Source organism: Vreelandella glaciei (assembly GCF_013415125.1).
In the GTDB taxonomy this organism is placed as follows: Bacteria; Pseudomonadota; Gammaproteobacteria; order Pseudomonadales; family Halomonadaceae; genus Vreelandella; species Vreelandella glaciei.
Map to the genome: position 1 here is coordinate 130387 of NZ_JACCDE010000002.1, position 13606 is coordinate 143992.

A 13606-nucleotide genomic window follows, 5' to 3' on the forward strand; every position below is an offset into this window, starting at 1 on the left:
GCGTTTTATTCAGCGTTAAGGAGTTCGGTGGACTGTTGCTGGAATGCTTGGATAAGCGGATGGTCACCAAAGCGCTCAGCGAACGCTTGGTTCGCCGTGCTGAAAGCGTCTTCAGCGCTTTCTAGCGTATACACATTAATGCGGTCTTCGAGCAAGGTGCGGTTGCTCGCTTCTGCTGCAATTTCCGTCTCAGTACCCCAGGCAAGTGCCTCAGCCATGGCGGTATCAATTAGCTGGCGTTCTGCATCGCTAAGTGAAGCGCGGGATGCTTGGCCCATTATGGCTACCTCAGGAAACGCCATATGGCTAGTCAGTGTTAGATGCTCCGCTACTTCATAAAAGCCCGAACCTACTAAGGCATCGAGGTCAATATCCACACCATCCAGCATACCGTTTTGGAGGCCTTGGTAAACATCCGGCAAACTCGTCGGGGTGGGCCGAGCCTCAACGGCTCGCCACCAGGTATTCATCGCTGCGAACGGAATAATGCGGATGTTTTTGCCGCTAACATCCTCAGTGCTGTTAACAGCGCTTTCGCGCATAAGAATATGGCGCATGCCCGCAAAAGTATAGCCGAATGCGTGCAGACCTTTGCTCTCCAGGTTCTGCAGCATCTGCTGAGCAGCGTCTGTCTCGGTGGCCTTGGCCGCCTCTTCTACGCTGGAAAAGAGGAAGGGAGTGAACCAGCCGACGAAAGCTGGTTCACGCTGGCTGGTAGCTGCGGCGGTCATAAGCCCTATGTCTAGCAGTCCGGTCTCCATTTGGGTGAACATGGCCGATTCATCCCCTAGCTGGCCGGATGGGAAAATGGTAATGGTTAAATCACCATTACTTCGCTCTGCCACTGTGTCGGCTAGGCGTTGGGCGGTTTGATTCAAAATATGCTGAGGCGGAGTAATTAATCCCAGGCGTAACTCTTTGGCCTCGACTTGTGTGCTGGCAATTAACGCTAGGCCTAGCGGAATCGCGCAAAGATAGCGAGTGGCAGTATTTAGTATGTTTGTCATTGTATTTACCTTATTTTTAGAGGTTTTTTTCTTTCTCACTGAAAATTAGTTGTGCTCTTATAAAATCATAAGTCAAAAACGGAATTCTAAAATTTTATGAGCATGGTAGTTTGCAAGAGTTGTAAACAGTTATTACTTTTTATTAGGAAATTATTATATTAAAAGCGCGTCAAATATCCTTATCATATAGCCAAGCCAGCCCTTCATAAGACTGCTCTGGCGTCCGAGAAGCGAGCATGGCATTGCGCAGTTCAGCCGTAACCCCTGTCGCGTGATAGAACTCACCGTGAACACGGGCCATAATCTGACAGCGTCCGGTGCGCAGGTAGCGCCGCTGCTGGTACGCCTGAAAGGCACTGGCGATATCGTCACTGCAGCGGGCAACCTCATCAGCTAGCACAACAGCATCCTCTATAGCCATGCAGGCACCTTGGGCAAGGTATTGCAACATCGGGTGAGCAGCGTCTCCGACCAGGGTGGCAAGGCCACGGCTCCACTCTTTCACAGGCTCTCTATCGCATAGCACCCACATACGCCAGCTATCAATTTTGGCTAACAGTTCTTGAACCGTATCGCAGGTTCCAGCGAAACGCTGCTTGAGCTCCTCAGGATCTCCTTCTGTATTCCAGCCTTCTACATAGCGATCGCTATGGAACACGGCAACCAGATTGAAGAGCTTTCCTCCACGTAACGGATACTGCACGAGGTGGTTTTTGGGGCCGCCCCACAGAATCATGGCATTCCGGCGATAGGCTTCTGGCACTTCCTCGATAGGAATTACCGCACGATAGGCAATGTGACCGGAAACCCTCGGAGCTCCATCGCCGACAATGCTCTCGCGAACCTTAGACCATAGGCCATCGGCCCCTATCAAAGCACTTCCTGAGATTACTTCCCCCTGAGCTGTGGTGACATTCATCTTGCCATTGGCCTCTGAGAAGGAGGCGACCCTAGTAGAGGTTCGAAACTCTATCTGGCTCGATGCACGACACGCGTTGAGCAGTACGTTGTGTAAGTCGGCACGATGGATCAGTGCATAGGGGTACTGGAAGCGTTCGATGAATGAGTCACCCGCCGGGATCTCAACGACCGGCGTGGCATTGACGCTGTCCATCATGATCAGTTCATCTGGCAGCACCGCCAGTTCACGTGCCTGCGCCAATACCCCTAGGCGATCAAGGGCGCGGAAGCCATTCGGTCCTACTTGGATACCAGCACCCACTTCACGAAACTCATCGGCCTGCTCAATAACCAATGTTGGGATGCCGAGACGAGACAAGGCCAGTGCTGATGCAAGGCCACCAATCCCGCCGCCGATAATAAGAATAGGCTGCTGAGTACTCATGATGCCTCCACGTTCACACTGATCTTACCAATACGCTCAATCTCACAATTGATGGTGTCACCAGGCTGGATAGGCCCCACCCCCTCTGGTGTCCCGGTATACAGCAGATCGCCGGGCTCGAGGGTGTAGAATTTGGAGGCAAACTCTATAAGTTCGGCTACATCCATGATCAGATCTTTGGTATTGGCGCTTTGTCGCACTTTTCCATTCACATCTAGGGTCATCGCTAATGCATGAGGGTTTTCTATCTCATCGGCGGTAACCAGCCAGGGGCCCAGCACTGTGTAGGAATCTAGCGACTTACGCAGGCTGCGCTCCTCCGGCCCACGAATCGTGATATCCAGCCCGATGCTGTATCCCGCCACGTAGGACAGCGCATCCTTTGCTAAAACGTTTTTGGCACGTTTGCCAATGATGGCAACCAATTCGATTTCGTGGTCGGTTCGGCGGTCCGGAAGACCGACGTACACAGAATCATCAGGACCGACCAGTGAACTTGTAGCTTTGAGGAACAGCCCTGTCTCCTGTATCTTTCGCACATGTGCTCGGGAGAAAGTCGCGGTATCCTCAATGGCCTCATCCAAGTGGGCTTGGTAGTTGACTGGAGCCGCGACAACCTTGCCGGGGTTGGCAACCGGGGAGCGCAATGTCACCTTGCTGAGAGGATAACGCCGAGCGAATTGTATGGCATCCGCTATGACAGGCATTAATTCTGGTAAGCAAGCAATCAGTTGATCTCCACGGGGATAGGGATATTCCGAGGCACCGATACGAGTTAGGACGCTTGAGACGTCCAATACCTCGTTACCGTCTACGACACCCAGGCGATTGTTATTGAACAAGCAGATTTTCATGCAATGGTTATCCTTTGTATCAGGGAGTTGTCAGGCTTTTTTACTCTCGCCCTTCCAAAAGCCCAAATGTTCCTGAAGGGGGCGATCTGAAAAACTGAACAAAACACATTCATCGGAGGCTTTGAAGCGACGCCAGGCCCAGCCAGGAACCACAAACACATCGTGCTGATTTGCCGTCCACTCCTGATCTCCGACGTGAACGCGGACACTACCCTCCACTACGCAATAGACCGCACCATCTGTTTCCCTATGCTCCACGCCCTGAAACCCAGGTGGCAGAAGCTGTATGTAAGCGCCCATGGTAAGGATCGGTGATTCACCATTGGTGGGATTGGTAAAGGTCAGCTTGAGCCCAATGGCAGGATCACAATCACCACTCTCAGCGAGCTGAGTCAACGCCGCCCGAGTGCGCTTATAGGGGTAGTGGAACAAGGGGCTCGTCGTGCCACTGCCCTGATACCCAACTGGGGTTAACCCGGATGCATAACGCGCTTCAGAGTCGCCCGCCGGTCGACGAACTTCCTGGCGATTGTTCGGATCGTCAGCAGAGAAGCCCGCGTTAAGCATCTGTACGACAGGTACATCAAGGCCATCCAGCCACATCACCGGGTCGCTACCCTCGGCGCCATGGTCGTGGAACACCCCGGATGGTGTGATCACGAAATCACCAGGGCGCATCATTACTTTTTCACCGTCCACATTAGTGAAGCCACCTTCGCCGCTGAGAATCAGGCGCAAGGCCGAAGCCGTATGCCGATGACTTGGCGCGACCTCGCCAGGCAGAATCATCTGAATGCCTGCGTATAGTGAGGTGGTTACCAAGGATTTACCGCGTAGCTTTGGGTTTTCCAGCACCAGGACGCGACGCTCGGCATCCTCAGCTGAAATGGCTTCACAAGCCATCTCCATGTTCTTGCGAATCGTTTTATCACGCCAGATAACGGGCTCCAGTACCTGTTTAGGCTCACGTGGTGTCAAACCTCGCAGCACCTCCCATAGTGGCGCCATGTTGTCTTTGGAGATTAATTCTTTAAATGCTGTATCGGTCATAGCTCCTCCTTAAGATTCAGCTGATGTGTGTTTGTAAGGATCAGCAATTATTGTCTCTGCCGTAAATAAAACAATTTTTTCGTATTGTGATAATTTTGCTTTTTATGCGGTTGGGGTCAAGGCAAAAATATGTATTTGCGACAAAAGTATTATCTTCGGGAGGCTTTGATACAGGCTATGGTGCTGGGCGCTTAAAAATTTTTTTAAGCAATCACAGCGTATTGAGGCAACTGATGGTCATGTGTGACAGTCAGTTATTGCTGTAAGCCCCTAGTGAGCTTTGCAAAAGATGCGCGCAGTGGTTTAAGGGCGCTATTAACAGACTGGAAATGTTGAGGTGGCTTTGAAAGAGAATTCTCAGGAACGGCTGCTGCGATTACTTTCCCTGTTCGCTGATGAAGAAAAAGGGGAGTGGTCGGTCGATGAGGCGTCTGTACACTTGGGGATTTCGGCCAGCCAGACCTACCGTTACTTCAGAACGCTTGCCTCGGCCGGTTATATTTCAGCCTATACAACAGGGAGGTATGTACTTGGCCCGGCGATAATTGAGCTGGACCGTAAACTAAGGATTGGCGATCCAATGATTCATGCGGCGAGAAGTATCATGCGAGAAATGCTCAGCACGGCACCTTCTGCCAGTATCGCCATTCTTTGCCGCTACTTCCGGGGCCAAGTAATGTGTGTGCATGAGGAATTCGAGACTTATCAGCACCATGAGATTAGCTATGAGCGTGGCCAGCCGCGACCTTTATATCAAGGCGCTGCATCAAAAGTGATTCTGGCCAACTTACCCTTACGCCAAGCTAGAGCCTACTTCAACCACGCTCCTGATAAATTCAACCAGTTTGACCTTGGCGCCAACTGGACAGAGGTCAAGCGAAGCCTTCGAGAGCTTAGAAGCCAGCCTGCTATTATCACGGCAGGTGAGCTTGGAACAAGTGCCTCTGGGATTTCAGCCCCTATTTATGACGACAAGCGAGTTCTTGGAAGTGTCAGCCTCGTCTTACCGATAACCGTCGCAACAGAGGAAGTAACCTCTTCTTTGATGCCCGTTGTAGCAGCAGCAGGTCAAGAAATGACCAGTAAAATGCAGCACTTGGCTCAATTGCAGCAGTGATGAAGACGCCATCTATTTTGCCCCGTGCCTGCTTTCGCAGCACAGGGCTTTTTGTCAATCGCAAATGCTTAATTTATTGAGCGCTAGAAGGGATACTGGATACCTTGCTCCATCACACTGATCCATTGGGTGGTGGTGAACTCATCTAGGTTTGCGGGGCCACCGAAGCGACCGCTGGTACCTGAGCGGCCCATGCCACCGAAGGGTACCTGGAATTCGTTATTCACAGTCTGATCGTTGATATGCACCATCCCCACGCGGATGCGCTCGGCGAAGCGTTGGGCACGTTCCGTGGAGGCAGAATGAATGGCAGCGGCGAGTCCGTAGGGCGAGGCGTTGACCAGGGCGATGGCTTCTTCGTCACTATCGAAGAGTGTTATCGGCGCCACTGGACCGAAAATCTCCTCGCCAAAGGCAGGCATTTCTGGCGTCACGCCGCTAAGAACCGTGGCTTCAAAGAAGTTGCCATCGCGTTTACCGCCAGCGACAACGTTAGCACCCATGGCCACAGAGCGGTTCACGATCTCTTCAACGCGGCGCGCTTGGGTCTCGTTGATCAACGGGCCGAGGTGTACCTGCTGTTTCCAAGGATCACCCGTGACTAAGCGCGTGGCCCGCTCGGCGAGTTTGTTCATGTACTTGTCCGCCACTGAACGGTGCACTAAGTGCCGTCCTGCCTGCATGCAGATTTGACCCTGGTGGAGGAAAGCCCCCCAAGCCGCGGAAGAGGCGGCTGCCTCCAAGTCGGCATCTTCTAAAACCACCATTGCATTATTGCCACCAAGCTCAAGGGCACATTTCTTGAGCATACGCCCGCAGGTTTCGCCAATTTTCTCGCCAACGGCGGTAGAGCCCGTAAAGGAGATCATGCCGACATCCGAGTGTTGAACCAACGCCTCACCCACCTCGGGCCCACCTGGTAGTACGTGGAACACGCCCTCCGGCAAGCCAGCTGCTTCTAGAACCTCGGCCATCAAAGCACCTCCACAGATAGCGCTCATTGGGGCTGGCTTCAGGATCACACAGTTGCCCATGGCTAAGGCAGGAAAGACCGAGCGCATGGCTAAGAGGATGGGGAAGTTCCAAGGAGCTATAACCCCCACTGTGCCAATGGGTACCCGCTTCCAGTAATTGCGACGACCTGGCATGCTAGAAGGGAAGATCTGTCCGTTGGGTTGCATGGGGAGTGCTGCGGCCATCTGGGCCTGTTCATAGGTAACCTGCAGTTCCCATTCAGCCTTGGCTGCTGTAGAGCCGCACTCACGAATATTCCAGCGATTGATTTCTTCGGCCCGCTCTTTGAGCAGGGCGGCGGCCCGGCGTAGGATCTCTGCTTTTTGATCGAAAGGTAACGTGGCCCAATGTTGCTGAGCTGAGTTAGCGATAAGTGCAGCGCGACCTACGTCTACGGGAGTAGCCGTCTGAACTTTAGCGAGGACTTCGCCGGTGGCGGGTCCAATTACGGCAGCCTGAGGCCCTTCAGCAGTTTGCCACTGTCCCAGGTAAATTTTGTCTTCCCAGATGGGTGAAGTCTCATTCATGTAAATATTCCTTATTGTATTTGCGAGTGTAATGACTAACTGAGATGGCTTTAATTCGGAAACAACTGATATGCTGATGTGGAAATATAACTGTTCTAGGAAGTAGGCCAATTGAGGAGAAAGGTAGACGAAATATTATTTGGTGTTTCTGTACTACGTGTTTGTGGCTGCCGCAAAAAATCATTGTTTTACTGGGATAAGGGGCAAGTCAGCAACAATATCTTATTCTAAGTTCTACTTATGCTTCATTGCCCCCAAAGTCTCCTAGTCTAAAGCCCCTGCCTTCTTCTCTAATTCGTCAACAAAATTATCTTCACTGTTACTTTTTTTACTAGAAGCTGCTGCCTCCAGGGCTGCATGGTATGGACAGCCAATAAATTTGGGGTCGTCCTTATATTGTTGAGCAAAGTGTTCAGGAAAGCGTCCATCCAGATCCTTTATCTCGCTCCGAATACTTTTTTTCTCTTCGCTTGACATCCGCAATCTTTCTTCGATATAGCTTTCGGTTGGGTCGTCAGCGTTTTCTTCCATCTGCCAGAAAATATAGCCCATAAGCTTAGGGAGAATCTCCGCAGCCATTGGGTCGGGTGGGTCGATACCGAGCGTTTTTAGCGTAGTGGGTAGCGACATGGCCCTAATTAGCTGATGGCCAAACCAGTGAAGCGGGGGTGGAAAAAACCTGAAAACAAACTGCTCATAGATAGCATTAGCTACCAAGTTGGCTCGCTCGGGTGTCGGCCTAGGAGTGTTTTCATACTGCTCACAGAACTCTACTAGCTCTTCAAAACTATTTGGATAGCCTGTGATGGGTTGACCGTTTTCTGCATAAAAAAGTTTAGACATGTCACGCCAAAAAAGGTGAGCCGCTATTTTCTCTTTTTCAGATATACCAGGGGCCCCCATCTTCAGTTTTAGGCGATGCATTGTGGTTGCAGAAAACGCCAACGTATAGATGTAATCTTCATTATAGGAGAATGCGCCAGGGTACTTTTTGGCCCAATAAACATGAAGCTTATTTATACTCTCAATAGATTTGAGAGTTCTCTCATCGTTAGGGCCATAGAACCACCAAAGAGCATTGGCACTGCCCGTCTGCTCAACCCGCGAGGTGGATTGGTGAAGTACTTTCCCTCCATCTTCACGCCAGACAGCTTTTGACCCCCAGTCCGTTACGATAAAGTTGGGGAAGGTGAGTGCATAGATGAAATTCTGCATGAAGTCATCTAAGCGATAACTGCTTGAAAGCCTCCATATTTCTATGTAATCCTTATGGGGATCGAGGCTCTTGATCTTATCTGCAATCCATTTTTTTGGCTTATTCATAGCTTTACACCTCGTGGTAGATTCATTTTAATTAAAGTGGATACGCTAAGCGCGCTTGGACTGAGAAGTCGTTTTTTGCGCGATTTTCGACTTCTGTCTCGTGATATACGTTGAACCAAAGCCATGGCCCTTTGGTGTTTTTCCACAATAGCCCTGGTCCAATGCCTAATACCTCCTCTCGCGAATCTTCAAGACGTTGTCCATTGACTTTGTCGTCCTCCAGTTGCTTAAAGTAGTATCCATTTAAGCCAACTGACACGTTCGGAATGACTTCATAAGAGGCGGCGAAGTTTGACCAGGCGGCTTGGCCTGCTTGGGTATCGCGAACTGGATCACCATTGAACAGCTGGTAGGTACTGCTGGCAGGATCGCTGTTTTTGAAGTTGTATAGATAATGCAGCCGCCAGCTCATTTCCCAACGCTCAGCAGGCATCCACGTTGCCGCCCAATAAGGGTTTATCGAGTAAAAATTTGAACCGGGATTAAAGTCTTTAGTCTCATCGTATTCACCTATAGGCAACGAAACATCAAGCGCCAAACGCTGAACGAACGTAGGCCGTCCCTGAGCGTCGACTATTGGATCAAACTGAACCATTGGGCCAAGAGATATATCTCCAAAACCTGTGCCGTTGTCTTTTAATTGAGGGCCTTTAGCCCCAAAATCAGCATCGAGTGAAACGATTGGTAGAATGATGCTCCAGCCTAAATGCCCTCCTCTCCCAATTGTTTTTGGTGAGTAGTAAGTAAATTGATTTACTAAAGTGGTGGCACTGAACTCTGGGTTATCAAAAACCTTATTATCATTGCCATCGTTATCGCGGAAAGACGTTGCTCTACGGTGCTGTAAGTAAATATTGTGATTAAGTCCAGGCGGCCCAGCGAAGCCGTCATAGAAACTGGTATTACCAAGGTTTATGCCACCTGGCTGACTAACGGCAGGTGGGGGTGGACCATTTGCCGCCAAGGCAGAAGAACATACCAGGGCAAATAGAGACGACGATATTATTGCACGTGCGTACATGGGAGCTTTATTCATACATCAAGGCCTGTTGTTGTTATAGTGTTTTTGGGTGTTTAAGTTTTAATGCAGAGGCCTAATGCCTCTGTTGCACCTGACTTTAGGAGAGAAAAAAGATCGTGTCTTGTCTGAAAGCGACATATTTGAACAGCTGTGCCATTACGACATTTCATGAGTCGTAGCGTATGCGAGTTACTTAAAGTTCAAGCTCATGGCCCCCCCTTTGCAAGATACGGGGAGGCATTTTTGAAGGTGATTATTGAAAGCAAGAGGGGTGGGCCTGGAGCTCTGCCAACTGTCAAACAACATATTGTCCGAGAATACGATGGTTAGCCTGTGTTGAGCGAGGAGGGCTTCCAAAGTAGCTCGGCTCATAGCAATGGGTAGCCGATAGAGATGAGTGGGTTTGCTTAATAGCTTTTCGTTAATATTGTTAATTAAAATTAAGTTTTGAAATATCAGCCGGCCCTGGCTGAATCGCGAAAGACTCGCGGTGAAACGCCATAAGAAGCTTTAAATGATCTGCTAAAGTGTGCACTACAGGTAAAACCCCATTTATGTGCTACATCACTAATCGTGCGCCCTATGCTATTTGGGTCTCGAAGGTCTTCTGCACAGCGGGTTAAGCGGCGCTGCCAGATATACTCACTTAAACTACACTCACTTTCATCTTCAAATGCGCGATGAAGGGTTCGTGTAGAGCACTGCGCAATCTGGGCTATTCGCTCTACGGTTAATTCATGGCTAGAAAGGTTCCTATCAACGAAATCTTTTATCCAGTTTTTCTTAAATAAGCGCGGGTTATGCTCAAGCTCTTCTTCCTTGTTCTTGTTTTCAACCGTGTTCTGGAGCAAGGAAATAATACTTTTGCCTAGCGAACAGGATGTGGCATCGTTCAGGAGAGGGTACTGTGTATAGGCGTCGACAATAAAATTATGGAGCATTCGGCCTAGTCCATTCCGATTATTTATGCGTAAATCTTTTGGGATGGTGGCAGGCGTGCCAAGATCGCCACAAAGAAGAATTAAATACTCACAGTTTTTGGTACTTGTAACAGTGAAATGTCGGCCACAGTCTAGAAAGAGGAGGTCTCCGGGAGTGAAGGTAGAGCTTTTACCACTTTGTTCAACCTGGCTCACTCCGCCCATTTGTAAAACCAGCAACCCAGGGTGAGCATCCCGATATGCGGTTTTATTAATGCGTCGAGAAAATCGGTGAGGGCTGCAAACCATTCTGCAGAATTGCAACTCACCAAGCGCGCCGTATTCAAGTCGTCCCTTGAATGGTTCTTTGTATAGTGGTGAAACCGAAGTACTTTCCAATCGCCGGATGCGTTCCGGGGTTTTCCCCAGATGAATACTCATGACATCTTGCCATTCTTTAAGGCGTTTAGTATGGCTGAAATGCTCTGTGCTAACGCTGGAAAAATGTCTCATGGTGCGCACTCATTTTGTGTGAGGTGGCTATTAAAAAGTACATCCTTAGCTTTAGGCTGGCCCATTGCAGCAGTTGCTGGCGGCTATACGGTATTCAAGAATATTAAGCGCTCTAAGCGTTGATGACCCCCCCCCCGGAGCGTCAGTGCAGGGGCAGCAGCAATAATAGTAATAGGGAGGACCTTGTTGAAACTGGTTTTTTGGCTTCTGCCTGCATCCCCTTTTTTTAATTCATGAACAGCAATATATTGTTTGCTTCAAAGTCTTTCTATGACTTCATCAGCCGATGCAATCTCAGCAACACAGAATGAAAGGCTTGTTAGTGTCGCCTTTTGGACATCTTCGGCACTCATAGCACCGGCACCCAGGTCAGGATGATCCATAGTGCCAGTAGCGTCCGAAACAAAAATGGTTTTGTAATCTCTAAACTGAGCATCTCGAGCAGTCGATTCACAGCACATATTAGTAACAGTGCCAGTAATAATAAGCGTATCAATTCCCCTATTTCTAAGCTGAGTCTCAAGGTCCGTGTTGTAAAAAGCACTGTAGCGGTGCTTTTTGATGACAAGCTCTCCTTCTTGGGGAGCGATGTCTGAATATATTTCTGTACCCGGTGTGTTATCAACAAGAGCTTCTTGGCTGTCGATAGGCGGCCAGAAACCTGACATCAGCCCCATGTCGCCACGATCTTTTCCGTGCACATGAGTTGTGTAAATTACCGTGGCGCCCTTTTTCCTGCAGACATCTATCAGTTTCTTGATATTCGGTACAGCTTTAGTAGCCATGGGTACACACATCGGTGCACCTGGCTTAACAAAATCATTTTCCATGTCAATGACAAGAAGAGCAGTTTTTGTGGGGTTGTTTAGTTCAAATTTCATTACTCATTCCTTCTTAAATGTCTATGGGCTAAATAGGAAATAGTGTCGAAGGAGTCATGGCAACAAACCAGGTAACCAGAGCGCTATTGCAGGGAAGAATATGCACAGAGCCAACCCAGTGATCTGAAGAAGGACGAACGGGATGATCGAACGATAAATAGTGCCGATTCCGATCTTACCTTCCGTAATTCCCTTAAGGTAGAACAGCGCATAGCCAAAGGGCGGTGTGAGAAAACTCGTTTGTAGGTTTATGGCGACCAAAATGGCAAACCAAATCAGAATGGCTTGACTGCTTAGTCCCAACCCGAAATCCAGTATTTCTACCACCGGAGCTACTAGGGGAAGAACCACGAAGCTGATCTCAATCCATTCCAGAAAGAAACCAAGCACAAAGATCAAGCCCATGATCAGCAGTAGCAAACCATAGGGCCCAAGCCCCGTACCAGTGATCAAGGCCTCGATCATGTAATCACCACCCAACCGCTTGAAGACGACAGAAAAACTGGTAGCACCGATCACGACGAACAGAATCATCGCCGATGTGCGGGCGGTCTCCTGTACGGTTTTACTAAGTGTGTTCCAACTAATACTGCGCATCAGCAGCGCAAGGATCACACTGCCCAGTGCACCGATTGCCGCCGCCTCCGTCGGTGTAGCTATCCCTGCCATGATTGAACCCAGTACGGCGAAGATCAACACGCATGGGCCAAACAGGTCCCGCGCCAAGGCTAACATGAGAGGAGATGTGTCGGTGTCAGTGGCGTCGAGGTCCGGCAGCGGCGCCCAATGGGGCTTGATACGAGCGATGATCAATAGGTAAGCAACATAGAGGGCGCCGAGCAACAGCCCGGGAATTAGTGCGGCTTTGAACAAGTCTCCTACCGATACTTGAAGTATCGAGCCCATGAGAACCAGCATGATGGAAGGTGGGATGAGAATCCCAAGCGTACCGGAAGCCGCTATCACCCCACAGGCCATCTCCGGGTGATAACCTTGCCGCATCATCACGGGTAACGCTAGAAGGCCAAGCATAACCACTGACGCACCAATAATGCCCGTACTGGCAGCCATCACTACGCCCAGAATAGCTACAGAAATGGCGAGTCCACCGGGCGTCCGCCCGAATACACGCTGCAAGGTTAGTAGCAATCGCCTCGCCACGCCGGAACTCTCAAGCATTAGGCCCATAAACACGAAGAGCGGGATGGCGATCATCAACCAATTCTCGACCACACCACCGTAGATACGTGATCCTACTGTGGCCAAGAAAGGAACGGGAATGCCGCCGATGAAGGCGAAAATAATGCCTAGCCCGCCTAACAGGAACGCTACAGGATAACCGGTAAAAATACCGGCCAGCAGCGATACCACCATCAACATCGCCAAATAATATTCACTGATGAATTCAGCCATTGTTGACCTCGTGATCTGTCTCCGCTTTTCGCGGGTCAAGGATGATGGTTAGCTTCTCGAATACTTGACCAAGGGCTCCCAAGGCTAAGAAAACCAGAGAGATGGGAAGTATGGCCTTGATCAGATAGCGATCCGTGAGTCCCCCGTAGTTCGATTTCTCCCCTGTCAAGAAGGACATCGTCACGAAGTGCTTAGAAAGCCAAGCGACCAGCAGACAAAAGGGAATCAGCAACACCAAGTGACCGATCACATCAACCATGGCGCGATGACTAGGCGATAAGCGGTGATAAATCAGATCGACACGCACATGGGTATCGTGATGTAGGGCGTAGGTGCCTCCGAACAGTGTCAAGACACCGAAAAGGTGCCACTGAAGCTCAGTGATGCTGTTGATGGTCAGGGCATTTCCGAAAAGGAGCACCTTATCGTTCCAGCGAGCAATCTCGTTGATGCCAGTAGCGTTGAGCAGTACGGTCAACAGGACAGCCGCCATCACCAGCAATACCAGCCAGCTGGTGACGCGACCTACCAACAGCCCTAGCCCGACCAAGGGTCGAGACAGGGCGGAAGAGACCGCAGCGCCACGCTCACGCCAAGGGGCGAGAGGGGCCGTAGTCATAG

General features: G+C 50.1%; 12 protein-coding genes. 1 reads left to right on the top strand and 11 read right to left on the bottom strand.

From position 1 onward, the window contains the following. Positions 1 to 5: 5 nt before the first annotated feature. The 4 genes from HZS80_RS01870 to HZS80_RS01885 form a co-directional block, all read right to left on the bottom strand. Positions 6 to 1007 carry a TRAP transporter substrate-binding protein gene (locus tag HZS80_RS01870; protein ID WP_009286265.1) on the bottom strand — a complete coding sequence of 334 codons (1002 nt, stop codon included), beginning with the start codon at positions 1005 to 1007 and terminating at the stop codon, positions 6 to 8. A gap of 169 nt (positions 1008 to 1176) precedes the next feature. Next, the gene (locus HZS80_RS01875) at positions 1177 to 2352 is read right to left on the bottom strand and encodes a 3-hydroxybenzoate 6-monooxygenase (protein ID WP_009286264.1); all 1176 of its coding nucleotides are present in this window, start codon (positions 2350 to 2352) and stop codon (positions 1177 to 1179) included. Continuing rightward, positions 2349 to 3206 (bottom strand): fumarylacetoacetate hydrolase family protein, encoded by an 858-nt coding sequence (locus HZS80_RS01880; protein WP_035581672.1) that lies wholly within the window; start codon positions 3204 to 3206, stop codon positions 2349 to 2351. The genes HZS80_RS01875 and HZS80_RS01880 overlap by 4 nt, the downstream gene beginning before the upstream one ends. A gap of 30 nt (positions 3207 to 3236) precedes the next feature. After that, positions 3237 to 4256 (bottom strand): cupin domain-containing protein, encoded by a 1020-nt coding sequence (locus HZS80_RS01885; protein WP_009286263.1) that lies wholly within the window; start codon positions 4254 to 4256, stop codon positions 3237 to 3239. Positions 4257 to 4593: 337 nt separating this feature from the next. Between HZS80_RS01885 and HZS80_RS01890 the strand changes: the two genes are divergently transcribed. Then, positions 4594 to 5373, top strand: a complete 780-nt coding sequence (locus HZS80_RS01890) for an IclR family transcriptional regulator (RefSeq protein WP_179914992.1) — start codon at positions 4594 to 4596, stop codon at positions 5371 to 5373. 83 nt (positions 5374 to 5456) lie between these two features. Here the strand turns inward: HZS80_RS01890 and HZS80_RS01895 are convergent, their stop codons facing one another. From HZS80_RS01895 to HZS80_RS01925, 7 genes are all read right to left on the bottom strand, one after another. Next, positions 5457 to 6914 (bottom strand): benzaldehyde dehydrogenase, encoded by a 1458-nt coding sequence (locus tag HZS80_RS01895; RefSeq protein WP_179914993.1) that lies wholly within the window; start codon positions 6912 to 6914, stop codon positions 5457 to 5459. Between the two features lie 264 nt (positions 6915 to 7178). Next, positions 7179 to 8237, bottom strand: a complete 1059-nt coding sequence (locus tag HZS80_RS01900; RefSeq protein ID WP_179914994.1) for a hypothetical protein — start codon at positions 8235 to 8237, stop codon at positions 7179 to 7181. Positions 8238 to 8268: 31 nt separating this feature from the next. Then, a complete protein-coding gene (locus HZS80_RS01905; protein ID WP_218927544.1) occupies positions 8269 to 9273 on the bottom strand; it encodes a SphA family protein in 1005 nt (334 codons plus the stop codon). Between the two features lie 440 nt (positions 9274 to 9713). Beyond that, positions 9714 to 10691, bottom strand: a complete 978-nt coding sequence (locus HZS80_RS01910) for a helix-turn-helix domain-containing protein (protein WP_166650374.1) — start codon at positions 10689 to 10691, stop codon at positions 9714 to 9716. Positions 10692 to 10948: 257 nt separating this feature from the next. Next, positions 10949 to 11572 carry an isochorismatase family protein gene (locus HZS80_RS01915; RefSeq protein ID WP_035581656.1) on the bottom strand — a complete coding sequence of 208 codons (624 nt, stop codon included), beginning with the start codon at positions 11570 to 11572 and terminating at the stop codon, positions 10949 to 10951. A 54-nt stretch (positions 11573 to 11626) separates the two neighbouring features. Beyond that, positions 11627 to 12985: a TRAP transporter large permease gene (locus HZS80_RS01920; RefSeq protein WP_022521194.1), complete on the bottom strand. Its 1359-nt coding sequence runs from the start codon at positions 12983 to 12985 to the stop codon at positions 11627 to 11629. Then, a complete protein-coding gene (locus HZS80_RS01925; protein WP_022521195.1) occupies positions 12978 to 13604 on the bottom strand; it encodes a TRAP transporter small permease subunit in 627 nt (208 codons plus the stop codon). Before HZS80_RS01925 ends, HZS80_RS01920 begins: the two co-directional genes overlap by 8 nt. Positions 13605 to 13606 lie beyond the last annotated feature (2 nt).

Bases quoted from the DNA above. Each gene is read 5' to 3' on its own strand.
- HZS80_RS01870 (WP_009286265.1), bottom strand. From the start codon at position 1,007: ATGACAAACATACTAAATACTGCCACTCGCTATCTTTGCGCGATTCCG.
- HZS80_RS01875 (WP_009286264.1), bottom strand. From the start codon at position 2,352: ATGAGTACTCAGCAGCCTATTCTTATTATCGGCGGCGGGATTGGTGGC.
- HZS80_RS01880 (WP_035581672.1), bottom strand. From the start codon at position 3,206: ATGAAAATCTGCTTGTTCAATAACAATCGCCTGGGTGTCGTAGACGGT.
- HZS80_RS01885 (WP_009286263.1), bottom strand. From the start codon at position 4,256: ATGACCGATACAGCATTTAAAGAATTAATCTCCAAAGACAACATGGCG.
- HZS80_RS01895 (WP_179914993.1), bottom strand. From the start codon at position 6,914: ATGAATGAGACTTCACCCATCTGGGAAGACAAAATTTACCTGGGACAG.
- HZS80_RS01900 (WP_179914994.1), bottom strand. From the start codon at position 8,237: ATGAATAAGCCAAAAAAATGGATTGCAGATAAGATCAAGAGCCTCGAT.
- HZS80_RS01905 (WP_218927544.1), bottom strand. From the start codon at position 9,273: ATGAATAAAGCTCCCATGTACGCACGTGCAATAATATCGTCGTCTCTA.
- HZS80_RS01910 (WP_166650374.1), bottom strand. From the start codon at position 10,691: ATGAGACATTTTTCCAGCGTTAGCACAGAGCATTTCAGCCATACTAAA.
- HZS80_RS01915 (WP_035581656.1), bottom strand. From the start codon at position 11,572: ATGAAATTTGAACTAAACAACCCCACAAAAACTGCTCTTCTTGTCATT.
- HZS80_RS01920 (WP_022521194.1), bottom strand. From the start codon at position 12,985: ATGGCTGAATTCATCAGTGAATATTATTTGGCGATGTTGATGGTGGTA.
- HZS80_RS01925 (WP_022521195.1), bottom strand. From the start codon at position 13,604: ATGACTACGGCCCCTCTCGCCCCTTGGCGTGAGCGTGGCGCTGCGGTC.